At 37.3% G+C, this 26,875-nt stretch carries 24 protein-coding genes and 1 pseudogene; 18 read left to right on the top strand and 7 right to left on the bottom strand.

The features are described from left to right. The first annotated feature begins 190 nt into the window (after positions 1-190). On the top strand, positions 191-1,963 hold the full coding sequence (locus NST76_RS12265; protein WP_036116942.1) for an oleate hydratase: 1,773 nt from the start codon (positions 191-193) through the stop codon (positions 1,961-1,963). 337 nt (positions 1,964-2,300) lie between these two features. On the opposite strand, the gene NST76_RS12260 is transcribed toward NST76_RS12265, so the two are convergent. Next, the gene (locus NST76_RS12260) at positions 2,301-3,482 is read right to left on the bottom strand and encodes an MFS transporter (protein ID WP_058843642.1); all 1,182 of its coding nucleotides are present in this window, start codon (positions 3,480-3,482) and stop codon (positions 2,301-2,303) included. Positions 3,483-3,503: 21 nt separating this feature from the next. Further along, entirely contained in the window at positions 3,504-3,965 is a 462-nt protein-coding gene (locus tag NST76_RS12255) for a MarR family transcriptional regulator (protein WP_058843643.1), read from the bottom strand. A 959-nt stretch (positions 3,966-4,924) separates the two neighbouring features. Here NST76_RS12255 and NST76_RS12250 point away from each other — a divergent pair. From NST76_RS12250 to NST76_RS12215, 8 genes are all read left to right on the top strand, one after another. Continuing rightward, the gene (locus NST76_RS12250; RefSeq protein WP_342543931.1) at positions 4,925-5,452 is read left to right on the top strand and encodes a hypothetical protein; all 528 of its coding nucleotides are present in this window, start codon (positions 4,925-4,927) and stop codon (positions 5,450-5,452) included. A gap of 789 nt (positions 5,453-6,241) precedes the next feature. Further along, positions 6,242-6,790 carry a hypothetical protein gene (locus NST76_RS12245; protein WP_036116978.1) on the top strand — a complete coding sequence of 183 codons (549 nt, stop codon included), beginning with the start codon at positions 6,242-6,244 and terminating at the stop codon, positions 6,788-6,790. Positions 6,791-7,067: 277 nt separating this feature from the next. Further along, positions 7,068-8,129 carry a suppressor of fused domain protein gene (locus NST76_RS12240; protein WP_036116930.1) on the top strand — a complete coding sequence of 354 codons (1,062 nt, stop codon included), beginning with the start codon at positions 7,068-7,070 and terminating at the stop codon, positions 8,127-8,129. Between the two features lie 68 nt (positions 8,130-8,197). After that, complete coding sequence (locus NST76_RS12235) at positions 8,198-9,859, top strand: DUF6138 family protein (RefSeq protein ID WP_342543929.1); 1,662 nt, start codon at positions 8,198-8,200, stop codon at positions 9,857-9,859. Between the two features lie 15 nt (positions 9,860-9,874). Next, positions 9,875-10,579, top strand: coding sequence for a DUF4274 domain-containing protein (locus NST76_RS12230; protein ID WP_342543928.1), 705 nt, complete (start codon positions 9,875-9,877; stop codon positions 10,577-10,579). Between the two features lie 13 nt (positions 10,580-10,592). Then, complete coding sequence (locus tag NST76_RS12225) at positions 10,593-11,393, top strand: hypothetical protein (protein ID WP_036116923.1); 801 nt, start codon at positions 10,593-10,595, stop codon at positions 11,391-11,393. 223 nt (positions 11,394-11,616) lie between these two features. Further along, positions 11,617-12,084, top strand: a complete 468-nt coding sequence (locus NST76_RS12220) for a DUF4259 domain-containing protein (protein WP_036116920.1) — start codon at positions 11,617-11,619, stop codon at positions 12,082-12,084. Between the two features lie 19 nt (positions 12,085-12,103). Continuing rightward, positions 12,104-12,571 (top strand): hypothetical protein, encoded by a 468-nt coding sequence (locus NST76_RS12215; protein ID WP_342543927.1) that lies wholly within the window; start codon positions 12,104-12,106, stop codon positions 12,569-12,571. A 61-nt stretch (positions 12,572-12,632) separates the two neighbouring features. Here NST76_RS12215 and NST76_RS12210 read toward each other — a convergent pair whose 3' ends face one another. Continuing rightward, positions 12,633-13,667 (bottom strand): YdcF family protein, encoded by a 1,035-nt coding sequence (locus NST76_RS12210; RefSeq protein WP_342543926.1) that lies wholly within the window; start codon positions 13,665-13,667, stop codon positions 12,633-12,635. 113 nt (positions 13,668-13,780) lie between these two features. Further along, positions 13,781-14,947 (bottom strand): immunity 26/phosphotriesterase HocA family protein, encoded by a 1,167-nt coding sequence (locus tag NST76_RS12205; RefSeq protein ID WP_036117149.1) that lies wholly within the window; start codon positions 14,945-14,947, stop codon positions 13,781-13,783. 192 nt (positions 14,948-15,139) lie between these two features. On the opposite strand from NST76_RS12205, the gene NST76_RS12200 reads away from it, so the two are divergent. The 4 genes from NST76_RS12200 (at position 15,140) to NST76_RS12185 (ending at position 18,026) form a co-directional block, all read left to right on the top strand. Further along, the gene (locus NST76_RS12200; RefSeq protein ID WP_058843647.1) at positions 15,140-15,574 is read left to right on the top strand and encodes a GNAT family N-acetyltransferase; all 435 of its coding nucleotides are present in this window, start codon (positions 15,140-15,142) and stop codon (positions 15,572-15,574) included. 12 nt (positions 15,575-15,586) lie between these two features. After that, the gene (locus tag NST76_RS12195; protein WP_058843648.1) at positions 15,587-16,075 is read left to right on the top strand and encodes a nucleoside 2-deoxyribosyltransferase; all 489 of its coding nucleotides are present in this window, start codon (positions 15,587-15,589) and stop codon (positions 16,073-16,075) included. A 2-nt stretch (positions 16,076-16,077) separates the two neighbouring features. Beyond that, on the top strand, positions 16,078-16,392 hold the full coding sequence (locus NST76_RS12190) for a YbjQ family protein (RefSeq protein ID WP_036117142.1): 315 nt from the start codon (positions 16,078-16,080) through the stop codon (positions 16,390-16,392). Positions 16,393-17,099: 707 nt separating this feature from the next. Further along, positions 17,100-18,026, top strand: a complete 927-nt coding sequence (locus tag NST76_RS12185) for a WYL domain-containing protein (RefSeq protein WP_342543925.1) — start codon at positions 17,100-17,102, stop codon at positions 18,024-18,026. Positions 18,027-18,059: 33 nt separating this feature from the next. Here the strand turns inward: NST76_RS12185 and NST76_RS12180 are convergent, their stop codons facing one another. Continuing rightward, entirely contained in the window at positions 18,060-18,491 is a 432-nt protein-coding gene (locus NST76_RS12180; protein ID WP_342543924.1) for a hypothetical protein, read from the bottom strand. A 93-nt stretch (positions 18,492-18,584) separates the two neighbouring features. On the opposite strand from NST76_RS12180, the gene NST76_RS12175 reads away from it, so the two are divergent. The 4 genes and pseudogenes from NST76_RS12175 (at position 18,585) to NST76_RS12160 (ending at position 23,370) form a co-directional block, all read left to right on the top strand. Continuing rightward, complete coding sequence (locus NST76_RS12175; RefSeq protein WP_342503718.1) at positions 18,585-20,273, top strand: AAA family ATPase; 1,689 nt, start codon at positions 18,585-18,587, stop codon at positions 20,271-20,273. Between the two features lie 233 nt (positions 20,274-20,506). After that, positions 20,507-20,668: pseudogene (locus tag NST76_RS12170) on the top strand (histidine phosphatase family protein); the annotation flags it as partial. 128 nt (positions 20,669-20,796) lie between these two features. After that, entirely contained in the window at positions 20,797-21,633 is an 837-nt protein-coding gene (locus NST76_RS12165; RefSeq protein WP_036117134.1) for a serine hydrolase, read from the top strand. Positions 21,634-22,107: 474 nt separating this feature from the next. Then, positions 22,108-23,370, top strand: a complete 1,263-nt coding sequence (locus tag NST76_RS12160; protein ID WP_101966729.1) for a polysaccharide deacetylase family protein — start codon at positions 22,108-22,110, stop codon at positions 23,368-23,370. A gap of 44 nt (positions 23,371-23,414) precedes the next feature. Here NST76_RS12160 and gltS read toward each other — a convergent pair whose 3' ends face one another. Next, positions 23,415-24,599, bottom strand: coding sequence for a sodium/glutamate symporter (gene gltS, locus NST76_RS12155; protein WP_058843652.1), 1,185 nt, complete (start codon positions 24,597-24,599; stop codon positions 23,415-23,417). Then, entirely contained in the window at positions 24,596-25,561 is a 966-nt protein-coding gene (gene hutG / locus NST76_RS12150; protein WP_340834431.1) for a formimidoylglutamase, read from the bottom strand. Before hutG ends, gltS begins: the two co-directional genes overlap by 4 nt. Positions 25,562-25,701: 140 nt before the next feature. Here hutG and NST76_RS12145 point away from each other — a divergent pair, with 140 nt between their 5' ends. Then, entirely contained in the window at positions 25,702-26,595 is an 894-nt protein-coding gene (locus NST76_RS12145) for a LysR family transcriptional regulator (protein WP_342543921.1), read from the top strand. Positions 26,596-26,875: the final 280 nt, after the last annotated feature.

Here is a 26,875-nt window from a genome sequence, read left to right as displayed (position 1 = left end):
TCCTTTTTAAAAAAGGGTTTTTTGAAATGATTTATAAAAATACAAGAAGATGTGATGTCAAATGATACGAGCATCCATTTAGGAGACATGCTATCGAATTTGAATTTTTTGTTAATTTATCTTTCTTTTTCCCATTTAGGTGCCAATGAGTGTTATTCTATATTGGAATAATAATTATGGAGGCGATATTATGTATTACAGTAATGGTAATTATGAAGCTTTCGCACGTCCGAAAAAACCCGAGGGTGTCGATGAAAAATCAGCCTATCTGATTGGTTCGGGGCTTGCCTCACTTTCAGCCGCATGTTTTTTAATTCGTGATGGCCAAATGAAAGGTGAGAATATTCATATTCTTGAAGAGTTAGATATTTCAGGCGGTAGTCTTGACGGAATTTTAAATCCGACAAGAGGGTTTATTATTCGTGGTGGTCGAGAAATGGAAGATCACTTTGAATGCTTATGGGATTTATTCCGTTCCATTCCATCATTAGAAATAGAAAATGCTTCGGTTTTAGATGAATTTTATTGGTTAAATAAAGAAGATCCTAATTATTCAAAATGTAGATTAATGGAGAATCGAGGACAAAGATTAGAGGATGACGGAAAGTTCACATTATCCGATCAATCGTCTGAAGAAATGATTAAATTATTCTTTACGCCTGAAGAGAAGCTAGAGGATAAAAAAATTACAGATGTTTTCTCTGATGAATTTTTTGAATCGAATTTTTGGCTGTATTGGTCCACGATGTTTGCCTTTGAAAAATGGCATTCTGCTATGGAAATGCGTCGTTACATTATGCGCTTTATCCATCATATTGGTGGATTACCAGATTTATCTGCACTGAAATTTACAAAGTATAACCAGTATGAATCCCTAGTACTTCCGATGATCAACTATTTAGAAAAACATAATGTTGATTTCCAATATAATACGGTTGTCGAAAATGTTCTAATTGACAATGTTGGAGATAAAAAGGTAGCTCATACATTAGTGTTAAAGCAAAATGGTGAGAAAAAAAATATAGAGCTAACCGAAAATGAATTGGTTTTTGTGACAAATGGTAGTATTACGGAAAGTACAACGTATGGAGACAATAACACACCAGCCCCTGAAACAACTGACTTAGGAGGAAGCTGGTCTCTTTGGAAAAACATCGCTGCCCAAGATGCTGCGTTTGGAAGACCAGAAAAATTCTGTGATAATTTGCCGAAAGAAAGTTGGTTTGTTTCAGCAACACTCACTACATTAGATGATCGAGTAGCACCTTATATTGAAAAGATTAGTAAAAGAGATCCATATGCGGGGAAGGTCGTTACGGGTGGTATTGTAACAGCAAAAGATTCGAATTGGATGCTAAGCTATACATTGAATCGACAACCTCATTTTAAAAATCAACCAAAAGATCAATTAGTTGTTTGGATTTATGGTTTACTATCTAATAAGCCAGGGGATTTTATTAAAAAAAGTATTACGGAATGTAGTGGCAGTGAGATAGCACAAGAGTGGTTGTACCATATGGGTGTACCTGTTGAGGATATTCCAGATTTAGCGCAAAATTCTTGTCAGACAATCCCATGCTATATGCCATATATCACATCTTACTTTATGCCGAGAGCAATAGGCGATCGTCCGTTAGTTGTCCCAAAAGGATCTGTAAACCTAGCCTTTATAGGGAATTTTAGTGAAACTGAAAGAGATACCGTATTCACAACAGAATATTCAGTAAGAACAGCAATGGAGGCGGTTTATCAATTATTAGCAATTGACCGAGGGGTTCCTGAAGTATTTGCTTCTGCCTTTGATATTCGTACGTTATTAGCGTCAACGGCTCGCTTACTAGATGGTAAAAAATTGACAGATATAGATGCGCCATTTATCTTAAAACAAATCGGTAAATTAGGTATTCATAAAACAAAGGATACAATCATTTATGATTTACTAAAAGAAAGTAAATTGATATAAAAAATAGCTCATCCTAACAATTTGAATCAGCACAAAAAAATAATAGACAAAGTCGAAATTCGGACTTTGTCTATTATTTTTTTAATTATTTAGCTTATCGGAAATATTTCTTAATATTTCAGTTTGTTCCTTTTGTAAGTTAATAAATTTAAGTAAGAACCAAACAATGAAAACAACTGGGACAAGATAAAAAAATAATAGCAGAAAAACAGGGATAATGCCGAGTAATAATTCCATAATTGTATGAAAACCTCCTTATTGGTTTATTATACCATAATAATTATGGGGGAAGCGGCCAATTTTTGAAGATAGCTCAACCTACTAGCAACCATATTTATTACATAGTACAATGCTTTAAACTAGAATACTGAAATAGCGAAATAAGAAAAAATAAAACACCCAAAAAAACAAAGAGGAGGGTACTTGGCAGAACAAGACTTAATCCAGAAAACATACCACCGATTGCCATACCTGAATAGCGAATAAAATTAAACAGTCCTAAGGCAGCTCCTCTATATTCGCTATATTCATTACTTATAATCGTTGAAAATAGTGGAGGGGCAAATCCAATTGCTAAGCCATACACAAATAACAGGGTACTTAATACGATAATTGATTGAGTATGTAGGAAACCAAAAGCTATAATTAACAACGGGAGGAAAAATAAAACAGTGATAAATAGCTTTTTCAACGTCACTTTCTTCTGTATTTTTTTAAAGATAACACTCCCCAAAATCATACTAACAGTTAAAGGTAAGTATAATAATCCAATGTTTTGTAACGATATATGATAATGATCGTGGAGCAAGATCGGTAAAAATACTAGAATGACAAAGTAAATAAAGAAGACAAAAAAGCTTACCGTCATCGTCATTAAACCGACACGATTCAAAAAAATGGCTCGATAGATTTGGATAAAGCTACTAGCATTTTCTTGACCGTTATTTCTTTTTCCGTTGTTAGGAAATGCCAGCATAATAAACACAAGTAATAGGGTTGCAATAAGAAATAGACATAAAAAAATACCTTGGTAGCCATAATATTCGCCTAATATTCCACCTACTATTGGAGAAACTGCTGGGGCCAGGGAAAGTAGTATTTGATACGTCCCCATTGCGCTCCCCCTTGCTTCACCATCAAATAAGTGTGAAATCATATTTATCGTAACCAAGGGAATAACACCAGCTCCAATGGCTTGAACAACCCTAAAGACCATAAATACTAAAAAGTTGGTTGTAAATGCACAGACGATGGTTGAGATACTAATTAACAAGAAACTAAAGATCAACAACCGTTTTTGATTTTGGGTATCTATTACTGCACCTAAAAAAATTTGAACCATGGCTATGATAAAAATAAAGCTACTGACAGTGAAATTCACCCAATTAATAGATACGCTAAATGAATCCCGAATGAGTGGAATGACAGGCGTATAAATATTTTGATTTAAAGAAGCGAAGAAACTGCTTATACTTAACAAATACAATGCAAGTATTTTCGTTTGAGCTAGTCGAGACATATACATTCTCCTTTTACAGCTTTAATGTGACTTCATGTTTTCGGTAATAGCGTTTAAAAATCGAATAATTGTCTCTAATTCCGAAGTGTTAAAATCATTAAGGATACTTAAGTAACGATTTTTTGCCTGCTCATGTAATTGATGGTGGATAAGCGCAAGCATCTCCCCTGATTTTGTTAGCATATAATATACTTCCTTTTTATTATCTTCTTGCTGCATTTTTTCAAGGATATTATGCTCTAATAGCTTTTTTACTGCTTTTGTAATCGCTGGTTTCGAAACATTTAAAGTTTCTGAGAGTGTGATGTTATTCGCCTTTCCTTTCTCTTTAATTGCTGCAACAATGTGTAATTGTGTCAATGTCCAATCTGAAACAATTGCTTCCTCCTGACTGACTTTCATTCCTTTTCTTCTTCTGTCAGCCGATTCTCTTTCTGTAATTAATCGTTGCAAAGCTTCTATAACATCATTTTTTTTCTCCATTTGTGTCACCTAGCCTTATTTTATTTTAGTTAACTGGTTAACAATTTCAATTTTATATTTTATTTTTATTTATGTCAACAGGTGTATTTAACGAGGTTATTTAATAGTTAATCAGTTAATAATAAGGTTGATATTAGCGATTTGACCGTAGCTATGCCTAGTGAAACTTGGATGTAGTGCAGTCAACTAAAATAAAATGAAGAAATTCATTGTAGTTATAGTTCAACTTTATGGTTCACTGTATCTGAGTGACTTTTAATAGCTATTATTTTCTAGTTGTCCAGTCCAGTTTTTTGTACACTAAGTACTCCAATAGGGTATTGAGCGAGTGAAAAAGCATCAGAACTGGAACGGTAAATACTGTGCTCCCCGAATTTTAAGTGCAGATCGTTGGAATAGTTTCTTGCAAAGCATTAGCCATGCTATGACTATGAGTAACCGTAATGAACTAATTAAAAAGAATGATGACATTATAAAATTTACAAATTCAATAACTAAAGAAGCAGTTGGATAAATTCGATAATGGCATTATGGCAGGTGGTGACTTTGAAAGGTTGAAAATTATTATAAAACAGCGAAGTAGCTATCCTGAAATAAAGTATTACAGTTTTGTGAAAATATCATTTTAAAATGAGAATTATAAAAGTAAAAAAATCAAGTGTTTACTTGTGGTTAAGTAAAATTGTTTCTTTTGTCATATGAAGGAATAAACAAACGCCAATTCACGCCAATTTCACCTCCTTTAATTGGCGTGTAATGTATATGCACGCCATAAAATGAGACTATGAACGCCAGAAATTTGGCGTCAATTCATCCTTTGATGCTTTTAGAATTTGGAGATAGATCTGTAAATAATATTTATAATGATGTAATTCGTGGTTCTAAATAGTTCTAGAGAGGTAACAAGTTGATTATATCAACTTGTTACTTTTATAATTTTATTGTTAATGAGGATAAAAATGTATAATATCATTTATAATAGTCTAACTAAATTGGATTCTGTGTTATTAGTTTATTTGGATAAGGATATAGGTAGAAATAAAATAGAATTAGTTAGTGAAAATGGTCTACTTTGGTTAATTCCTACATATCAAAATTCAATATTAAGTAAGGTTGAATACTTTTCTTTTATTATTAATGATCAATTTTGGGTTTGTGATCCTAACTGCTATCGTATTCATGTTATTGATGAGATGAATTTTTCGTATATTGAAGACTTATTAACCCAGCCAATAAATAAAGTGGTTGTAAACAATTCGAGTACAGGAAAAGATTTGAATAATAACACTTTTGAAGTAATAAATAAAACAAAAGTATTTTCAACCTTAGATTCAGCAATTTGTTATACGGCAAACTTAAAAAATATAACCGAGGACTCTGCGGTTATTTTTCAAATAATTAACCCAGAAGGAAAATTGCATTTTGTGGACTGTGAGTGCTTAATGAGGAATAAAAAAATGGTGAACGAATTTATTATGCAGGATTAAAAATTACGCCTAATTTATTAGAAGGTACCTGGACCTTTCAACTGATTCATCAAAATAAAATAATAGATTCAAAAGCCGTTTTATACAAAATCTATAAAATTAACTATGGAAAAGATAAGAATAGTCATTTTACGAAAAAAAATTTCAATTTTAATTTAGAAATTTGAACGATATTAATTTTAGGAAGTGATTTTTATGAGTACTGGTAGGCAAATAGCTTCAATTTTTATATTACTATATTTTGTAGTTTTTTTTATAGTTTCAAAAACCTTTTCATTATCATCTACATTCAATTACATAGTTTGCGGAGCAGGATTAATAATTTCTGTTATTCTACATATGTATTTTAAATTTAAATATGAAAATATTAAAAAACCAGGTTCTCGTTAAATTGAGTACCTGGTTTAATTAATTCCATAAATTTTATCTTGCTAATACATATTCTATCGTATGTGCGAACGAACATTCTATGTAAGGGAGATGAACTCAACTTAGAGGAAATCGCAACCGCATTAAGTCTCCAGATTCCAAATATACCCCACATAAGAATACAATTAAATTCATATAAATAAAGGTAGTAAAAAAATCATAGAAATCTTGATTTCAACGTACCTATTCAATTCTAAATACACCCCCATAAAACTAAATCTTAAGAAAAACTTCAGGTTCTACTAAGGAAATATTTAAGATTCGTTGTGTATACTTATTAAAAAAAGGAAATTCACGAAACCATTTGAAGATTTAAAACGTATTGGTAGTAGGAGAGAGAATATTGGAGTAGGTGAAGATATGGCACATACGATTTACATAGTATTAACTAAAACAGGGACATTACTATCGAAAGCGATAGGCATGTATACGGGCAAAGAGATGAATCATGCATCCATAGCCTTTGATGAGGGGCTTTCTGAGATGTATAGCTTTGGTCGAAGGCAATTAAACAATCCGTTAAGTGGGGGCTTTTTACGAGAGGATGCAGAAAGAGGCCTATTTGAGTCTGCCGATTGTGTCATTTATCGTTGTCGGATATCCCATTATCAATATTTAGAGATGATGAAAATTGTGCGCTATATGTATTGGAATCGGGATCGCTATAAATATAATTTTATCGGTCTTTTTGGTGTGGTGATGCAAAAGGAAGTGAGACGTGAGCGTGCTTATTTTTGTTCCCAATTTGTAGCGACGCTATTAAAAGTGGGTGGTCTAAAAATCTATCAAAATCCAGCATTAATGACGCCTCATTGCCTAGCACAATTACCATATTTAGAAAAAGTGTTTGCTGGAAAACTAGCAGACTATTTACAAGCTACTCGTGAGCCAGTTATGCTGTATGGCTAACGAAGACATACTCCAATCTATAAATGCCTTTCATTACGTATTAATATCAATATATTGAATCAGGTAGGCAATCTTCCATTTTATTTTTTCGTAAAATAGAAGATTGCCTGCTGATTTTTTATTAGTAATATTTACCTCATATAGGATGACCATACACCTAATTGCTGGAAAGCTGAAAATAAGTCCTATTCCTGTTAAAGTACTACCATAAAATTGCTATCATAAATACTAGGTACGTATGTGTAACGATTGAATCATCAGCAAGGAGGATATATAGATGAGTGAAGAACTAACAGCAGTTGGTTGGGATGCGATTGATCAGGCATTAAGACAGGTGTATAGTGAGCAGGAGCCAATGCATTACGGAACCATGATTCCCTACTCGCTAGGAGGACAAGATCCTTTAGATGGGATAAGTGCCTATAAAAGTGAAACCCCGATTCCGCATTGGCATTTTGTTACATATGGTTTCTCGGAATTATATGAAAAAGAATTTGACAATCAAGAATATAGTGGGTATGGATTTGAGCTGACATTTCGCTTAGTACGCAACGAGAATGAAGAGGAGCCACCTGCTTGGGCTTTAAATTTACTGCAAAATATGGGCAGATATGTCTTTAATAGTGGCAATGTTTTTAGAGCAGGGGATTATTTAGATGCAAATGGACCCATCTGTCTTGATGCTGACACGCAATTAACCGCACTCGCCTTCACATATGATCCACAGCTTGCTGAAATAAATACACCAAATGGAAAAATGGAGTTTATTCAAATGGTTGGTATTTCAGAGGATGAGCTAGAAGCGATGCAGACGTGGAATACACTTGGGGTGCTAGAGGCTGGTATTGAGCAAATACCAAGCTATATTACGGATTTAACACGTAATTCTCTCCTGCAAAATCAAGAAGTTGTCGCAGCAGTTGAGCACGGAATGGAGGAAGATGGCTCCAATACGGGTTTTCTTTTTGTAGACCAGCTCGCTTGGGAGATTGGGAAAAAAGGTTGGTTTAACAAACAGTCCAATGTTATTCAACTCGGGGCGAAACAGGCAGAGGTCATTAGTAAATTACTACGTGGGCGTATTTTAAAAGATAAAAACCTAAGCTTAGTCGGACAACAAATAACAATCCAATTTAAAGCGGATTCCCAAGTTGGCTATCGTGAGGATGGACAGGAAATTACCATTTCATTGAACAGGGCAGCGGTAGAAGAATTAAGTCAAAAGCTAGTACCACAAGAAAGCCAATTCACTGTGTCTTCTTTAGCAGGTGTAAGCTTTCAAATTTTGAAAACACATATTAAAAATCAAGAAGGAGCGGTTGTGAAAACAATCGGATAAGATTGATCTCTCGCTAAGGCTTTTTAGCGGGAGATTTTTCTCTAAAAGTAGAAAGGGAGGGTGAGACATTGCAACAGTGTGTAGAACATTTTCTAGCAGCTGTGTGGGAACAACTCACAGCTGTTTATCAACAAGAAAGTAAACGGATAATGGACTTAAAAGAACAAAGTAAATTACAAGCAGGTGTCTTTCATTATTTAAAAGTTGCCTGGAAAAAAGGGAAAAGTCCTAATGGCAATATCTTTATTGATGTCTATGAGCCATTTAGTTGGAGTGATAGTGCCTATAGGGTAGAAGCAGGTCCATACATACAGGAGTTTACCAAAGTAAATCAGATAGAGGAGCTTTTTTCGGCTCTCTGTACAAAAATGGAGACGTTGTTTCAATCCGAGCAATATGGTTTCCGATTTTTTGATTACCATTTTCAAGTAGTCCTTGAATTTGAGCATGACGGGACGATGCTTAGCTATCAGAAAAAGCTTCTCCATGATCATAAGCTAGCGTTAGTGAAAGAGCAGCTGGCCACATTTATTGAAACAAAGGTAATGGCTGAGCTACCTATACGACCAAGTGATCATGATGAATTTTTCTTTGCACAGTATTTAGTCAATCCGCATTTTTTTCATCAGTCAGCCAGTGAAATCGAACCACTTATTTGTCAACTAGAAGTAAAACATCGTGCCAATAAAGAGCGTCTAGACCAATGGGTTTATTATTATACAATGGCGTTTAAGCACTGGGCAGAGAAACAATTTTTACCGTACTATTTTGAACAAACAGGGGATTATATCCAAGAGTGGGTGCTGAAAACTGAGGATATGGTACAGCAACTGGAGCAGGAAAGGCTAAATTTCTTTCTTTATGTAGCATTGAAAATTGGTCAAAAAGAGCCAGCTACCCGTTTAGAGTATCTTGAGCTTGCCAAACAGCTGGGCTCACAGCAAGCTGTTGATTATTTGCAAAAAGGAAGCGGTCGTTTTGAAAGTATGCGGAAGCGTGAGATGTTCCAAGGGCAAGCAAATGATGTTTTACAAACAATTGATATACGAGTAATAGTTGAAGAGGAAGCGGCTTATCGTGAAGCGCTTCATTATATCATTCAACTGTTGCAGGAAGGTTTTCCAAAGGGCTATAAGCTAACCTTCAAGAGTAAAGTGAAAAATTACCTTCCTGTTAAAAAGTTAGCCAAGTCAAAGCTCCATCAGTTTTTTGCCAATTGCCTTGAATATCCTAGCCTTTTTCCGTTAGTAGCGAATTATGCACAGATTGCTATGGAGGAATTTGCATGGTATCAAGATGTCGAGCCGAGCGAAAAATCAGCGATGCCTGGCACCTATGCGGTCTTTGGCTTAGGTCTTTATAGTAAGGCTTATTTCCCGCTCGTTGAACATTATATGGCACTAGTGGATACAGAGCATCAATCTGTACAGGATGCTTATGCGGAGGCTTTTCAGGAGGTACACGGCCTATCAGTGGAGGGGATGCCTGTGTTCGTAGCTATTCTATTAGGTGGGAGTGAATCGGCTAAGCCATTAAAGGGCATGGACATCAAGGGATTAGACTTACTTACGGCACTTGTGCAAGAACTGGAGAAAAAAGAAGACTACCAGCGTGCATTTGTTTTATATCGAATATTTGGTAGTTCCAAGAAGATCGCACAACGTCTAAAGCAAGAAGAAGCACCGATGAAAAATGAGCTGAAGAAATTATTGCAATGGATGGATTTATGAAAGGAGGGCAGTTAAATGGAATGGGCGAAGGTGTGTAAAACTAAGGATATTGAGCACGTGCGAGAGGCGGTAAGCAAGCTGGATGTCAATGAGCGGGATGCACGTGGGAGAACACCGTTAATGCTTTTCCTAACAAATCGAATGCCACTTGAAGCAATCAAGCTGCTATTGGCACAAAATATTGATTTAGAGGCACGAGATAAGCTAGGTGATACGGCGCTTAAAAAGGCTGTAAAATTTAAGCAAGCAGAGGTAGTTTCATTACTGCTTGCTGAGGGTGTAGATTTACAGGCGCCTGAGGGGATTACTGCTACAGCTTGGTATGCAGCTAGAGACCATAGAGGGATTGCGGATTTATTGCTGGATACGCCTGGAGCCATTCGACTGACCTTGCAGGCAGCAGAACAGCTGCAAGTGGAATCCATTTTATATGAGGAATCTCTTGATACAATGTGCCATGAAATAAGTAAGGTGTCATCAGCTGTCATTTTGCATGCCATTGTGAATGGCTATAATTGGGATGATGGACCCGAGCCTATGCTTGTAGCGTTAGCCAATCCAGTATGTGCACCTATAACCATGGTGGACATGTTTGAACTGATGGAAGGCGAGTATTGGCTAGAACAAACAGAAGAAGAACTAGCGAGCTCCTATTGGAAACAACCATGGAAAGAGATGGCAGAAATACTACAGGAAAAGTTGAAATTCTGTGATAGATAGTGAGGAATGTGCAATGGATCAGAAAGCAAAAAAAATTTTAATGCAAACCTATTGGCAATCAGGTAGATGGCGGTCAGGCGGATATACTTATACAGAAGAAGATTTTCAGTATGCCAAAAGTAAGGGCTTGATGTTTGACCGATTAACCATTACTCATGATGAATGTGTACAGAGGTTACGACATCTTCATGAAGAAGGTGTAACAAAGGAGCTTGTGGTGACAGCATTTTTGCATAGCTTATCGACACGTAAAGTATATTTGCGCAGTGCCTTATCCAGCTGGGCTCTTACCCATGACCTATTAATCCACACGTATCATGAGCGACCTGTTACATTAGTATCCTATAGTGGCTGTGGGTACTGTAATGAGCAGAAAATCATGTCAAATGAAGAATATGTAAATGAAGATTTAAATGTGCTTAATTTTGAACGAATGAAGTGGGGAGGTGTTCGTCTCAATTGGCTCTTATATTGTTTGCTAGATTTAGAATGTTTAGTGAAAGAACAAGAGACGTTTACGGTGTGTGAGGAAGATATAATGATAGTAAAACAGATGATAGCGGCAATAGAATCCTGTAATGAGACGGATGCAGCTAGACAGCTTGAGAAGCGCTGGAAGGATGTATTTAAGTCCAATCAATATGAACGAGATGCTGTGATGGAAATCTGGGGCTATGCTGGTTTACTAGTATCACAGGATGATTATCGCAAGGAGCGTGGACGTGGAACGGATTTTATGTCAATGGCTACCTGGAGAGGACAAGATGGCTATTCGCAAGATAAGATGCAGTTTTACTTTGGCTCCTATCTGTAAATTTGGACTAGCTACGCCAACTCATAAGACAATATTCTGTTAGACAATCCTGATAGCGCAACCATATGGAACGAGCTCTAGCATGCTTCTAATTTGATCGTTTGCTGTTGACATGTTCATTGGGAGACGCCCCCTAGTAATGTGCGCTGATGGTGTGCTAATTTTAAATACAAATGGTTGCGAAAAGCTTTAATTAGATAGATGAAGGGAGAAGTGTAGGGAAATGGGTGCATGGGGATACAAAGCATTGGAAAGTGACGAAGGTTTGGATGTAGTGGGCTTTTTACAAGATTTTATGAAGCATCACAAAGAATCGAGTCAGATTACCTTGTGGAGCATTGTCCAGATGATGAAAAATAAAGGCTTTTTTGGAGACAACTTTGAGGATATCGATTTTTTCTACGATATTAGCGCTATGGCACTGGCAGAGCTTTATTGCCAATATCTTGATACAGGTCAAATCTATGGTTACGAAAGTAAGAATGTACAAGTGCACTGGACAGCAAATGAAGACTCTTTGACATTTATTTTACAGTATCTAAAGGACATTCAAGATGAAAAGCCTGATCAGCATGGAGGGAGAGAAATGACAGAACTATGGAGAGAGTCCGAGAGTTGGCTAGAATGGCAGTCGAATCTAGCCTATCTTATACAAAGGATTGAACAAGAAATCAGCTGTTTGCAGCAATAAAAAAGGGAGGTCATTGGAAGTGACCTGTGATTTTTGGATAATGGCTTCCATCATGGAATTGCTTGACTATCCAGATGAGGAAAATGATCATTATATTCCTCAGCCAACATTGCAAGCCATTATGGATGTGCTTAATATCCAAGTGCCAATAAAAGAAATTTACGAACGTTTTTTTGATCAGTCCATTCATACAGGGCATGTTTTAGTATTTGCTAATAAGCATCTGCCGCATGCCTGTATTGTACTTGATACTTATCGTGATCCACTAGATCAGCAGGATTTAATTCGATTTGGTTGGAGGGTGGCAGCGAAGGATGTTTGTCTAGTAAGACAGTTATCTCGGAAACTATTTGACAATTGTGATGAGGGCATTCGCTACGAGGAAGGTCAATCTATTCTCTATCAGGTACTGCAGGAACAAAGCTATCCTCGTAAATACTACTACGAGACGGTATTTGAGCAAAAAATGAAGAACTATATGGTGTGACCAATCATAAAAGGATTCGTGACACTTCCTATAGAAAGTGCGCGAATCCATATGAAAGACATTATACAAAGAAAAAACTAAATAAAGATAAGATGATGGAAATGCCAACAATAGGTCCAATCATTTTCATATGTCGTTTTCGTCCCATCACAACAATCGCCACATACTCACGAATCATGGCATTTGGCCAATAATAAAAGGCTGTCTTTGATCCTATGCCTTGACTATTCAAGCCCGCAAGTCTTGCATAAATACCAGCGCGAAATAGGTGGAAGTTATTCGTCGTAAAAATACTGTTATAGTCCTTACCTTGTTTCCGATCATCCATCAGTTGTTTAGAAAATAACATATTTTGATAGGTATTGACAGAGCGGTTCTCCTGTAAAGTATGCTCAATTGGAATGCCTTTTTCAATCGCATATCGTTGCATTGCTTCAGCTTCAGGTAGATTCTCGTCAGGACCTTGTCCACCAGAGAAAATAATGGTCGGTGGCGTAGTAACAGCTGCTTGCTTATGGTAGAAATCCATTGCTTTTTGAATTCTACTAGCTAACAGTGGCGGTACTTTGTCATTGATCAAGCCACTTCCTAGCACGATGATAAAATCTTGCTTCAGCTTTGGTCGATTGAATTGATAAAGAAAATAGGCGGACAAAAAATTAGATAAATGGATAAAGAAATAAAACGTGATCAGCGAGATCCCACCAAAGATCGGTTGGAGGTGGATTGAAAACACACTCGCTGGATAGATAATCGGTAAGAGGATAAATAGCAATATGCCTATGGCGACAAGTAATGTTAAAGAATTGGCCAAACGTCGACCTTCTCGCTTCATCAATACTCTCGCATTTAAAAATAAACCAAACATTAAGGCAAGAATGCCAAAAGGAATCAAGATAAATAGGGCAATAAAAGGGATAATAACAATGAGCCTTAAAAAGTAATGGTCAGATGCTAAAGATGCGATGACGCAGAATAACAGAAAAGAACAAATAAATAGATTAAATAATAGTCCATTGATCATTTTTCTTGGGTCTTTTAAATAAGAAATGAGAAAAATGACAAAAAGAATGAGTGGAATAATGCCAAAATACATACAAAATGCACCTCTAGTGATGGAGTGGTTGATGATATCTTTATATTATAAGTCATAATTGGGCGAAATCAACCATCGACAAAATGACAAGAGGGAGCCTGACGATACTCCCTCTATTTTTTGTGTGAGCGATTTTCGGATTTATGGAGATAATGAAGATATTCATGACGCGTTAATCCGCCAGTTTGACGATTAAATTCATCATAAGTAATATCTGCTGGTAAGCCAAATTCAGCGAATGCCTGTTGATGTTCTTTATGATAGTACGGATGAGCCAGTGATCTAGATGCATTTTCTTCCTCTGATTTCAACCAATCAGTTGCAACGCCTGCAGAGACACCGTGGTTTGTAAAACGATTGCCTGTTTGAAATGTAGTGATAGATGCTGGCTTGCTAATCGTTCCTGTGCCCCATGAAAGACGGTAACGAGGCTCCTTCCCATAGTGGAGAGTCTGTCCGTAACCTAGAGGGAATAAAATATCGTCTTCTGTTAACGTTTTATGACCAAGTTTTTCATAGCAGCCCCTCATAAAATAGTCGTCCATGACGATTTGTGTTTGGGAAGCTAATGGAGCAGCGGTAATTTCCTCAAGAGAAGGCAAACGCTCTGTCGTGGTCAACAGATAGGGACGAATAAATAAAGGCATAGTCATCACATTATGCCAAATACTATCTTCTGCAAATAACTGATCTTTTTGCATTTGCCGTAAATCGCCAATAACCAGCACATAGCCGTTGACGAATAGATCAATCTCTACACGAAAAATATCGCCTGGTACAGCCTTATAACGTAAACTTTTCATCTTTGTCAGCTTTTTTAGCTTGTCTGCGTAATCTGTAGGAAGCTGAGTCGGAAATTGCAGTAGCCAATCCATGATCGCCGACTTAGTCGTTAAATGCTCAAAACCTGTAAGCGGAAGCTGATAATATGTTTTTGCATTGCGAGCTGTAATATAGCTTGATGGCTGGTGTTCATTGCCTAGACCAGCAGAAAAAATAACACCTGTTGCTTTCACGGCAGAAATCGTTGTGTAATTTAATTTCTTTTCCTTTCCACGTGCGGTTTGTGGGACAATCATTTCACGATTACGTGTTAAAATGTCCACATCAGCTTCCTGGTAGCTATGCTCATTAACGAAAATTCTTTTTTTAATCACATCCCCCTCGAAGCAAATAAAGTAATCTTCTCGAATTTGATGTGTGTCCCAATGATTTTCTAGCATATGTAGACCGAAATAAGGGCGTAGTGAATTTGTTAGCCAACTAGTAAATAATGTCAATAAGACTTCCTCCTTACGTATGTTTGTTATGTGGGTCAAGTATACTGAATTTGACGGATGACGAAAATAGGATGGGTGAAAAATGGTTAAAATAGTTGCTTTTATGTGATAGCAACGATTGCTTTCGGAGCAGAAGGCCGCCTTTTTCATCAGGCTATAGAACTGTTATAATGACAGACAGAGGTGATGAACATGCATATTTTGACGATTGAAGGCATACCCTATGCTTGGCTTGAGCCATTACAGGAAATTCATGCTCACGTCTTTGACGGTGCCAAACTGCCAGTCGAAAAGCTAGAAAAGAAAGAAGGTCTTCTTTGTTTATTGGCAGTTGAAGATGAGGCGCTATTCGGCTTTAAACTGGGCTATCCACATCCAGATGGTGTTTTTTATAGTTGGTTGGGTGGTGTTCATGTGACAATGCGGGGGCGAGGTATTGCTAGTCAATTAATGAAGGCGCAGCATGCGGCTATTCAGGAAGTAGGATTTCAAAAAGTTCGTACATATGGTAGAAATACACGCAAAGCCATGCTCATTACCAATCTCAAACATGGCTTTGATATCGTTTCAACATTTCTTGATGAAAAAGGAAGACATAAAATTATATTTGAAAAAACATTCGATTAAGGAGTTTTAAACATGAAAGCATATTTAGCAAACGGATTATTTTCTTTAGGAGATCGCTTCGTCAATGAGCAATTGGCAGCAGCTATTCGGGAGGCCGTGCCAGACATCGCTTTATACGTACCACAGGAAAACGATGCTATCAATGATAAATCAGCCTATGCAGATAGCTTAGCCATTGCTCAAGCAGATTTAGAAATGCTGCAAAATAGTGATGTATTGATAGCTGTATTGGATGGGGTTGAAATTGATTCAGGTGTGGCCGCTGAAATTGGTGCGTTCTCTATGCTGAATCGTCCTATTATTGGTGTACTGACAGATGTTCGTCAGCAAGGACGAGACAATATGCAAAAAATAGAGGCGCTAATTCGAGATGGGCTAGAGAATCAGTTCGTTTATCGTAATCTATTTGTTGTGGGGTTAATTAAACGTAATGGCGTTATAACGTCTTCCATTGAAGAGGCTGTGGAAGCCGTACAAAAATTGAACAACGAGGAGGCATAATCATGCTGTTAGCTACATCAGACGTGATAGCAGGAAAAGACATTATCGACACTTTAGGACTAGTGCGAGGAAATTCTGTTCAATCAAGAAACATCGGTCGAGACATGATAGCTGGTCTTCGTAATATTGTGGGTGGCGAGATGAAAGAGTATGCTGAGATGCTTGTGCGTTCTCGTGAAATCGCCACACAGGCAATGATAGAGGAAGCCCAACAAATGGGAGCAGATGCCATTGTGGGTGTCCGTTATGCGACTTCATCTGTAATGGATGGCACATCAGAAGTGTTGGTATATGGAACGGCTGTGAGATTTAAATAACAGTTTCAGACTGGGGGATAGAAGCCATCGAGAAGTTTGATATGCTCTCGATGGCTTTTGTCATTTTTTTCTCTCTTTCATATTCAATATTTGGTAAACTATTACCAAAGGAGCGCTTGCATGAACATTTTTTTAGACCACTTAAAGTTACCCATCGCATCCGTAAAACCATGCTCAATGGTTTCTTTGATTTGTTTGATGTTATAGAACTATCGTAAATGTTCAGCTTCCTTCACATAGAATTCCCAAATAGGAAGTTGAATGAGTTCTTACTTTCTGTACATTATAATAGGCTTGGTCACCTCAAACGCTTGCTTTTCATCAACATATGTAGTTGGAGTTCTTTATCTAGAAGCTGATGGAATGAAGAGCGCTGACTTCTGCGGGAGAAGCGGAAGTTGAGATTCTGGACTGAGAGGATGTTTTCTGTGCGAAAGCGAAGCGGAGGGAAATAGCTTGACTGCGCCTGTAGCGGAAATCAATGGCTTTACTTTATTTTATTGCAAAAATGCTGCGTTTATCGAATTTATTGTAAAATTTTAGTTAATTATGTTAGAAATACAGTCTATTGTGCTGCTTTAATGATGTTTTATTATAAGATACGTATAATACCTATTATACAGATAAGGTATAATGGTTATGGTAGTAAAGGTTAATGATGCCCAACTTAGAATCTGTTGGGCATGATAGAAGAAAGAGTGGGATATATGGTAGATTCACAACAAAGCAAAGGCTATCGTGTTCTTTCGATATTTGATCGATTGATGGATGGCCAAGGAATCAACAAGAAGCAGGAAGCATTGACACATCAGGTTGGTGAAAAAACCATACAACGGGATATCGACGAAATTCGTACATATCTGAGAAAGGCTAAACTCAATTGCCGCTTACAATATGTCCGTACAGAAAAAGTATATAAACTAATACAAACAGATCATAATCGTTTATCTAAAGAACAAGTATTAGTTATTATTAAAATACTAATTCAATCAAGAGCATTTAGTAAGACTGAGATGAATGAACTGTTGGAGAAGCTTATTTCTATTGTGGCAGCAAATCAGGATGCTCAAATAGTATTAAAGGAAAAATCGGTAGAGGTAGATGTACAACATAACCAATCCTTAGTACCATTCATTTGGAGCATTTCAGAAGCCATTCAAAAGAACAAGGTCATGACAATTGATTATGTAGCTGAGGGAGAAAGTATCTCCACCGAAAAGATGGTGAAGCCTCTAGCTGTGATCTTTTCAGCACCCTATTTTTATGTTCTAGCAGATAATCAAGATAGTCCAACTGTTTACCGAATGGATCGTATTCAGCATCTTCGTGAACAGGATAAAACATTTCAAATAGGTGAGCTCCACAAGGATCAGCCATTGATTGATGTTAGTGAGCCTATACGATTTCTCTATAGAGGAAAGTACCCCCAAACTGTTTTCAATCGATTTCCGACAGCCAAGCTCGTATCGCAAAATGATCATGCCTACTTATTTGAAGCAAATGTGTTTGGAAACGACATCAATAGGTGGTTTTTAAGTCAGGGAGCAGATCTAGAGATATTGGAGCCAATTGAGCTGAGAGAAGAGATGATAGAAACTATACAGGCAATGCAGCAAAATTATCATTGTATTTAAAAACCCGCGCAATTTTAAGCACGGGTTTTACTATTACTGAAAAAGTTGTTCAATGAATGTCAAATCGACATCATGATTGAGCTTGTAATCTTTCATATAATTTTCTTCATATAAATAAACGAATAAATGGTGATTATCATCTATACGTAAGCCGATTTCCCTGTCATCATTGATCGATAACGTCAGCCAATAAGCTTCTTTAAAATCGGATTTAGCAAACCATACTTTTTTTAATGGCAGGTCTTTTAATGGCTGCATTATTTGGTCGATTTCTGCTTTATTTGTAAGCATGATCGTTTTTTCATCCGAAGAACGAATGACTTCAATTTCATGAATTTCCTTCACATCGAGACGCTCTGTTACCTCTGTTGTAAAATCGGTGTCCCTTGTTAGTAGCATCGTTGAGATATACAGAATAAGTAATGGTAGTAAAATGCCTAGAAGTAGTTTGTATCTTTTTTTCATACTCGTCTCCTTAAATTCTAAAAATTCGCACATATGTATTCTTTTCCACGCTATAATTGAGCATATACTGAAATGATAAAGGAAGGCAATAAAATGACATATAATTATGCAGAAAAAGAACTATTTTATCCAGATAGAACAATTATGTATCGAGGCGGCGTCAAAAAAAATGATTTTGGCCATGATATCTATGATGGGAAAGGCATGCTTTTTGATCAAGATGGCGAGCTCTTATTCGAGGGGGAATTCGTCAATCATATGAAGCAAGGCAATGGCATCATGTATTTAAAAGGGCAACTTATTTATCAGGGAGAATTCATTCAAAATAAAAAACAGGGTCACGGCATTTTATATAAGGATGGCCATAAGCATTATGAGGGTCATTTTCGCAATGATTTAATGGATGGCTATGGCATCTTATATTATGAAGAGGATGTGACGGCTCCTTATCAAGCATTGCGAGCACAATATCCTCATTTAAATCAGCCACAGTATGAGGGTGATTTTGTACATGGCATGAAAAAAGGAAAAGGCAAGCAATATTATCCAAATGGGTTTTTACAATATGAGGGTGATTTTATTTGGCATCATATGCAAGGGGCTGGTAAGCTCTATTATCCGACAGAATCACCAACGGCTGAAGAGCTTGCCCGTGGTGTCACAACATGCCACTATGAGGGTCATTTCTTTGAAGATCTGAAACATGGCAAAGGGAAAGTTTTTTCTAGGCAGGGTATGCTGGAAGCGGAAGGACAGTTTAAAGAAGATAAGATGACAGGGCATGGAACGCTTTATTATGCCAATGGACAGGCTTCCTATAGAGGGGAATTGGTTCATGGCAAAAAACATGGACGAGGCGATTATTTTAATGAAGATGGCAAAATCATTTACAGTGGTGAATTTATCAATGATGAACGATTGCGCATTACACCTGAAATCGAACAGGAGATTACTAAACTACAAAAGCAATTGGACAGTCTTGTAGGATTGCCGAACGCAAAAAAAGAATTACATAATTTAATAAACTTCATTAAAATCCAAAGCCTGCGTGTCGATCATGGATTAACAAGCTTTCCAATTACGTATCATCTTGTTTTCTCAGGCAATCCAGGGACAGGTAAAACAACAGTGGCACGCATTATTGGCCAAATCTACAAGCATCTTGGCGTGTTATCAAGCGGACATTTTGTTGAAACAGATCGCGCAGGATTGGTCGCTGGATATGTAGGGCAAACAGCACTCAAGGTTCAGGAAGTTGTTAACAAAGCAAAGGGTGGGGTTCTCTTTATTGATGAAGCCTACTCATTAATTCATGATAAACAGGATGCATTTGGTAAGGAAGCGATTGACAGTTTATTAAAAGCAATGGAGGATCTACGTGATGACTTAGTAATTATCGTTGCTGGGTATACAGAGCTTATGGAGGAGTTTTTACAAGCGAATCCAGGCTTTAAATCTCGCTTTAATCATTTTGTCCAGTTCGATAATTTTAGCACCGATGAACTCTTTGCTATTTTTGCTATGCTTTGTCAAACGAATGATTATCAATTCGGAGAAGCATTTGCCCAACATATGAAAGTGCAGCTACGCCAAATGCCAATTGAAACAATTCCTAATTTCTCGAATGGTCGCTATATTCGAAACCTGTTTGAAAAATTGGTGACGATCCAATCAAACCGATTGATTCAACAGGCAACAATCTCGAAAGAAGAATTGATGACTTTTGAGGAGCAAGATATTTTACAGGGCCTATCAGAAAAGCTATTTGATAACACTTTTTAAGATAAGGAGTAGACGAATGAAAAAATGGTTTGCCATTATTTTAGTGTGTGCTTGTATTTTACCACGGATAATAACGATTCATGTTACAGTAAATAATCATATAAATGTCCATAAAAACAATAAAAGTTAATGAGTTATGCTTGATATGGTAATATAATACAAAATATACGCTATCGTTAACGAACACGGATGCCTTTAATTGGTATTTTCGTGCACCGGATGGAGAAAGTGATGAGACTGTTGTGCGCAGACTAACATCTTGGCTTGACGGGATTCAACAATTCCCAAAAGTGATTATTGTCTCGCATGGTCTGACTGGGCGAATTTTACAGGGTGTCTATGCAGGACTTAATAAAAAAAGGCACTCAAGATGTATTATTCAAGTCAACCAATAAAGAAATCTCAAGAATTTGTTCTAATATCGAAGATGATTAGTACATATAAAGATATTTGAGTTCATCACATTGTTCTCAAGGAATATTCAGAAATGCCACCTATTATAATGTGTAGGAGGCGTTTTTTTATGAAAAAATGGATGTTATGTTGTTGTATTTGTATCGTGGTTTTCTTATTTTATTATACAAACAAAATATATGAACGCGCTCAGCTAGAACTGCCATCATTACATAGTCATAATGCTTTATTGCTCAATGAACAAGGCGAAGTATTATACGAAAAAAATGCAGATGCTATTATTTATCCAGCTTCCTTAACCAAGATTATGACAGCCATCGTTGCCATAGAGATGACAGAGGATTTACAAAGACAAACAATTGTAGAACCTCAAACGATTGCCAACTATACGGCCCAAAATGCTTCGATGGCAGGCTTTCAAGCAGGAGACTTTGTAACAATGGAGGATTTATTATATGGCACACTCCTTGCCTCAGGTGCCGATGCAACAGGAACTCTTGCAGATGCTATCGCAGGCAGTGAGGACAAATTCGTCACTTTGATGAATAACAAGGCGCAGGAATTAGGCATGCATGATACATATTTTGTTAATACCAGTGGCCTACATGATGAGGCACATGTATCTAGCGTGCGGGATATCAGTAAGCTTCTACGCTATGCGTTAGAAAACCCTATCTTTTATCAAATATTTACCTCGAAAAGCTATACAACCCATGTGCCTAATGAATTAATTATCACAAACTCGTTGTTTACAAAAGTGCCTAGTGTAGATGGCCCCATACTAGGAGGGAAAACAGGATATACACCAGAAGCAGGGCTCTGTCTGGCGTCCATTATCGAAAAAGAAGGAAAATCATTTCTTTTCATTACAACCAATGCCCCGACCTATGTTTGGACGCCACCCCCTCATATCGAAGATGCTTTAACTGCCTATGATGCCCTGTAAGTGGAAAAAAGATGAAAACATCTCAACTTTTTCATCGTTTCCAACGTCTTATTTGAAAGGAAGACATTTCTTGTTTTGCGATGGTGCTAGATAATCCATTTTTGAGGGAAGTCTCTCCTGGATCAAGCAAAACGATTACTTTTTGTAGCCCTTTGCTTATTGATGCGGGGAAGATGCCCTCATGGTTGGGGAAGCTCTGGGGAATTCGCTCCAAAATAGGAGCGAGCCACTCAATCACTCCACAAAAAGGAGGGCTCAACATGTCATTATCATAATTTACGCATAGTTTTATAGAAAAAAGGGAAGGAGAAATGTAGTAAGGTTAATATTATACAGATGTGAAGGGTCTTGGAAGATGGAATCTAGTCGATTACTACTATTTTCTGGTCTGAATGGTTACTCTATAATGATAGTTAATTCTTAGCATTTTTTTAGCAAACGACATGGGAAGACATCTAAGGACGGTGAAGAACAATGACAAAATTTTTACCCTATGCAATCGTGTTGACATTGATGATGTGTTTATTTGCTGGGCAATTGTCAGCAAGTGCTGAAGGGCCAGTGGTAATTCAAAAAGTGATGAAGGATACGGTCATTTATGAAAAGCCTTCCAAAACTAGCAATGAGATGGGGGAATTGGCGAAGGGACACTTTGTCACAGTGACGCAAGCAAGCAAAGGGTGGACACATATTCAAACGCCAGAGCAGGCAGGCTTTGTGCCATCTGATGTTTTAGTCAAGTTGAAGTCTGTCGGCTATTTAGTCATTCAAAAGGGTGGTGCGACGCTATTTACTGCGCCAAGCCAAAATGCACAGCAGGCAGGATCGCTTTATGAAGGACGCATGATTTATGTGTATGGCACAGCACCTGGAGGCTGGTCTTTCGTCCAATATGGGCAGGATATAGGATATGTGGCAACAAATGCTTTAAAAAAACCTGTTCCAACGAAGAAACGAATCAACGCTGTGGCTGGTGCTGAATTACGTTTAACTGCTAGCCCACATGGAGAAGTTCTTGGTACACTTGCCAATAATACAGCTGTCCAGTATTACATAACGCTTGCAGGCTGGGCCTATGTAGAAGCGGGCGACCAAAAAGGGTATGTCAAAGCTTCTGAGCTAGCCAATATTCAGCTAACCGATAATAAAGTGTATAATAAAGGTGTGCCAGTAGTGAAGGGTGCTAAAAAACGTGTAGCTTTAACATTTGATGATGGGCCTAACGCCAAGGTAACACCGCAAATATTGGCGACTTTAAATAAATACGATGCGAAGGCTACATTCTTTATGGTAGGAAAAAATGTGTCAAGAAATGCTGCTATCGTCAAGCAAGTCTATGAGGCTGGGCATGAAATTGGCAACCATACCTTGAATCACAAAAAATTAACGGCTTTATCCATAGCGGAGGTTAAACAAGAAGTCAATGGCACAAGTAATGCGATTTATACAGCCATTGGCCAATACCCAACCGTTTTCCGTCCACCGTATGGGGCGACAAATGATCAAGTGCGCTCGTTCATGACGATCCCTTCGATTTTATGGTCGATTGATACACTAGATTGGAAACATCATAATGCGGATAAAATTTTAGCGTATGTGAAAGCCTCTGTAAAAGATGGCAGTATCATTTTAATGCATGATATTCATCAAACGACAGCGAATGGTTTAGAAAATGTCATTCTTTATTTACAGAAACAAGGCTATGAATTTGTTACAGTGAGTGAGATATTACAATAATAGAAAAGCTGTGCAATTGTCTTCTAGAGACTGCACAGCTCCTTTTATTTAAATAAATTAATGGTTGTAATAATAATAGGAATCCCAAACACGTCGATTAAAAAGGCGCCGACAATTGGTACAACAAGAAAGGCTTTTTGAGAAGGTCCGAAGCGTTGCACAACAGCTGACATATTTGCCATGGCATTTGGTGTTGCCCCTAACCCATGTCCTGCAAAACCAGCTACCATCACAGCTGCATCGTAGTTTTTGCCGAGTAGCTTAAACAAAACGAAGATACTAAATACGACAATAAAGAATACTTGCACAAAAACGATGATGAATAATGGTAGCGCTAAATCAGCAATTTCCCATAATTTGATACTCATTAATGCCATTGAAAGGAACACGCCTAATGTTACATCCCCAATTAATGAAATGCTTTTCATATTAATTGCTTGAGGTTTAACTTTATCCATAATATTACGTACTAATACAGCCACAAACATTGCGCCTACATAGCCTGGTAGGACGAAGCCTGTTGCTTCTGAGAATAATGTCCCAACATATGTGCCGACAGCCATGCTGAACGTAATCAATAAGACTTGTGTAAAGAACGAGTCAGATGTAATTTGTTCGTGTTTATTTTCATATTCGACTGCTTCAGCTTCTTGTTCATCAGGTGTTAAATTGTATTTACCGACTAAATATTTGACAATCGGACCACCAATTAATCCACCAGCAACTAGACCACAAGTTGCGGCAGCAGCCCCAATCGTCATGGCTGAGGAAATGCCCAAATCTTCTAATGTTTGTCCAAATGCGGCAGCAGCCCCATGACCACCTTCCATGGAAACAGCACCAGCCATCATTCCGATTAAAGGATGAATCCCCATGAGGGAGGCAAGTGATACCCCAATGACATTTTGCATTAAAGCAAGGAAGCCACAGGCTAGCCAATAAATAACTAATAATTTTCCTCCGAGTCTTACTAACTTAAAGCTTGCCCCTAAGCCAATCGTTGTGAAGAACGTAATCATAAATAAGCTTTGCAAGGACGTATCGAGCGATATTTCTAGAACACCAGTTGTTTTTAAGATGGTAGCGAGAGCAGCGAACAATAAACCACCTACCACCGGAGCTGGAATACAAAATCGCTTTAAAAATCCGATTTTATTAATAAGAAAGCTTCCCAATGCAAAGAGTGCGACGGCTAAAAACACCGTTGTTATTTGATTAATTTCGATCATGAGCCTTGCCCCCTAAGTAAGTTGTTCAGTGCTTCATACACAAAATAAGCACCTAATTTAACCGTTCGTCCATTTTCATCTAATAACGGATTGACCTCACAAACATCAAATGAATGTGTATGAGGATGTGCAGTGACTTTTTGTAGGATCGTGCGTACCGTTGATGGGTCAAGCCCAAACGGTGAAGGTGCACTTACACCTGGAGCAAACGCTGCATTCAAGACATCCATACATAAGGTTAAAAGAACATAATCATGTTGATCCATATAGTGTTGTAGCTCATCCAATAATTGCTGTTGGTTGGCTACTGTCATGTGATCTTCAAACACATACTTTACCTGTAATTCATCCGCTTTTTCGAATAGTTCTCTTGTATTGCCATAGCGTTGAATACCGACAACAAAATAATCAGCATATGGATCCTGTTCTAAAATTTGACGGAACATAGTACCAGAAGAAGACTGTTCATCGTATGGTCGTAAATCAAAATGAGCATCTATATTAATAATGCCGATTTTAGCATCCTTTGATAATGCTGAGCGAACACCTAAATAATGGCCATAAAGTGTTTCATGACCGCCGCCAAGCACAATACATGGACATTTTTTTTGCAATACTGTTCCGACAATTTCACCAAGCTCACGCTGCGCTTCCTCTAAATTATGATTAAGACAAACGATGTTGCCAACATCAATGATTTGTTGATCATCTTCAAATGTCCACGGTAGACTAGCTAGTCCTTCCCGTAGTGCGTTCGGTCCATTGGCTGCTCCTAGACGACCTTGATTTCGACGTACCCCTTCATCGCAAATAAAACCAACGAGTGCAGCCCTTTTCTTATCTGAAGCGCTTACATCATTAATCGCCAATCTTTTTACTTGTTGATGTAAACGAAAACTGCTTGTATTTGTCGTTGAATCTATACGGCCTTTCCATTGTTTTTGATCTGTCAGTGTGTACATAATCCTATTCACCCCATTGTTAAAATTATTGTAGAAAAAGTATTGTTGTAATTCATTATATATTCACATAATTATAATTACTAATATATAATTAATATTAACTTATAGCTTTTAACTATAAATGAAGGAGGATTATATAAGTGGATATTAAACAACTACACTATTTTATTGCTGTTTCAGAACAAAGGAATTTCTCGAAAGCCGCAGAAAGACTGCATATTTCGCAGCCTTCCTTAAGTAATGCTATCAAAAAATTAGAACAAGAGATTGGTTCCCCCTTATTGGAGAGAAATACTAGAAATCTGCAATTAACAGAAGCTGGAGAGCTACTTTTTGAACGGGCAAAAGTTATTGTGAAAAATATGGAAGTATTGAAAATTGAAATGGATGAAGTCATTGTTCATGGCACGAGAGACATCACCATTGGTGTTATGGAATCGATCAAGCATTGGTTGCCTAAAGTAATCGCTAACTATAAAAAGGATTATCCACAAATGAAGATTCATTTAGTCGATATTTTAGGCAGTAAACGTGTGAAGAAATCGTTAAAAAGCTATAAAACCCATTTAATCATAACGAATCAGTTAATGGATGATCCAGAGTTGGAAGTCCAAACCTTATATGAAGAGAGGTTGGTTGCAGTGTTACCCTTACACCATCCGTTAGCCAGGAAAGAGACTTTAACCATCTCGGATATTAGTGAAGAGCCATTTATTATTAGTACCGAGGGCTTTCAAACAAGACACGATATTTTAACGATGTTTGAAAAGGCTGGGAAAAACATCAACATACAATTTGAAATCGAACGTTTTGAAACGGCTGTCTCACTAGTGCGTGAACAGTTAGGGATAACGATATTACCTGAAAACTATTTGCAAGGACCAACAGCCAAAACCATTGTAAAAAAAGAGATTGAAGGTGCAAAGTTAAGTCGCAATGTTTATTTAGTATCTTTAAAAAATCGTCATTTACCATTGGCTATCCGACAATTATTGAAAGATATTTTGCATTCTTTTGAAAATAAGATGCTATAACATGCAAGCAATCCTTAAGTCATGTTTTTTCTGTTTTATTAGAAAATTCATAATAGAACATTGCTTTACTAGAAAAATAGCGGTAACATTTAATGTAAGAATGAAAATGAATATTCATTCATTTTATGTTGTTGAAATAAGATCATGGCAATAGCAGAAAAAGACTTTTTGGCAAGGCGAGGGGTTGATTTCCGTTCCGCCAGCGTCCTTTCCAGGGGGGCGTCCGATGAGCCGCTTCACTCACTGCGTTCGCTCCAGGGACTCAGATGTGACGCTAAAT

Origin of the sequence: Lysinibacillus sp. FSL W7-1291, from assembly GCF_038593415.1 — a bacterium.
Taxonomy (GTDB): domain Bacteria; phylum Bacillota; class Bacilli; order Bacillales_A; family Planococcaceae; genus Lysinibacillus; species Lysinibacillus fusiformis_D.
This window is presented reverse-complemented; position numbering and strand designations above follow the sequence as displayed.

What these genes read in the sequence shown, in the direction of transcription:
- NST76_RS12200 (WP_058843647.1), top strand. Translation starts at nt 15,140, where the DNA reads ATGCATATTTTGACGATTGAAGGCATACCCTATGCTTGGCTTGAGCCA.
- NST76_RS12245 (WP_036116978.1), top strand. Translation starts at nt 6,242, where the DNA reads ATGGCACATACGATTTACATAGTATTAACTAAAACAGGGACATTACTA.
- NST76_RS12190 (WP_036117142.1), top strand. Translation starts at nt 16,078, where the DNA reads ATGCTGTTAGCTACATCAGACGTGATAGCAGGAAAAGACATTATCGAC.
- NST76_RS12165 (WP_036117134.1), top strand. Translation starts at nt 20,797, where the DNA reads ATGAAAAAATGGATGTTATGTTGTTGTATTTGTATCGTGGTTTTCTTA.
- NST76_RS12255 (WP_058843643.1), bottom strand. Translation starts at nt 3,965, where the DNA reads ATGGAGAAAAAAAATGATGTTATAGAAGCTTTGCAACGATTAATTACA.
- NST76_RS12195 (WP_058843648.1), top strand. Translation starts at nt 15,587, where the DNA reads ATGAAAGCATATTTAGCAAACGGATTATTTTCTTTAGGAGATCGCTTC.
- NST76_RS12185 (WP_342543925.1), top strand. Translation starts at nt 17,100, where the DNA reads ATGGTAGATTCACAACAAAGCAAAGGCTATCGTGTTCTTTCGATATTT.
- gltS (WP_058843652.1), bottom strand. Translation starts at nt 24,599, where the DNA reads ATGATCGAAATTAATCAAATAACAACGGTGTTTTTAGCCGTCGCACTC.
- NST76_RS12160 (WP_101966729.1), top strand. Translation starts at nt 22,108, where the DNA reads ATGACAAAATTTTTACCCTATGCAATCGTGTTGACATTGATGATGTGT.
- NST76_RS12220 (WP_036116920.1), top strand. Translation starts at nt 11,617, where the DNA reads ATGGGTGCATGGGGATACAAAGCATTGGAAAGTGACGAAGGTTTGGAT.
- NST76_RS12250 (WP_342543931.1), top strand. Translation starts at nt 4,925, where the DNA reads ATGTATAATATCATTTATAATAGTCTAACTAAATTGGATTCTGTGTTA.
- NST76_RS12240 (WP_036116930.1), top strand. Translation starts at nt 7,068, where the DNA reads ATGAGTGAAGAACTAACAGCAGTTGGTTGGGATGCGATTGATCAGGCA.
- NST76_RS12210 (WP_342543926.1), bottom strand. Translation starts at nt 13,667, where the DNA reads ATGTATTTTGGCATTATTCCACTCATTCTTTTTGTCATTTTTCTCATT.
- NST76_RS12225 (WP_036116923.1), top strand. Translation starts at nt 10,593, where the DNA reads ATGGATCAGAAAGCAAAAAAAATTTTAATGCAAACCTATTGGCAATCA.
- NST76_RS12175 (WP_342503718.1), top strand. Translation starts at nt 18,585, where the DNA reads ATGACATATAATTATGCAGAAAAAGAACTATTTTATCCAGATAGAACA.
- NST76_RS12260 (WP_058843642.1), bottom strand. Translation starts at nt 3,482, where the DNA reads ATGTCTCGACTAGCTCAAACGAAAATACTTGCATTGTATTTGTTAAGT.
- NST76_RS12230 (WP_342543928.1), top strand. Translation starts at nt 9,875, where the DNA reads ATGGAATGGGCGAAGGTGTGTAAAACTAAGGATATTGAGCACGTGCGA.
- NST76_RS12265 (WP_036116942.1), top strand. Translation starts at nt 191, where the DNA reads ATGTATTACAGTAATGGTAATTATGAAGCTTTCGCACGTCCGAAAAAA.
- NST76_RS12180 (WP_342543924.1), bottom strand. Translation starts at nt 18,491, where the DNA reads ATGAAAAAAAGATACAAACTACTTCTAGGCATTTTACTACCATTACTT.
- hutG (WP_340834431.1), bottom strand. Translation starts at nt 25,561, where the DNA reads ATGTACACACTGACAGATCAAAAACAATGGAAAGGCCGTATAGATTCA.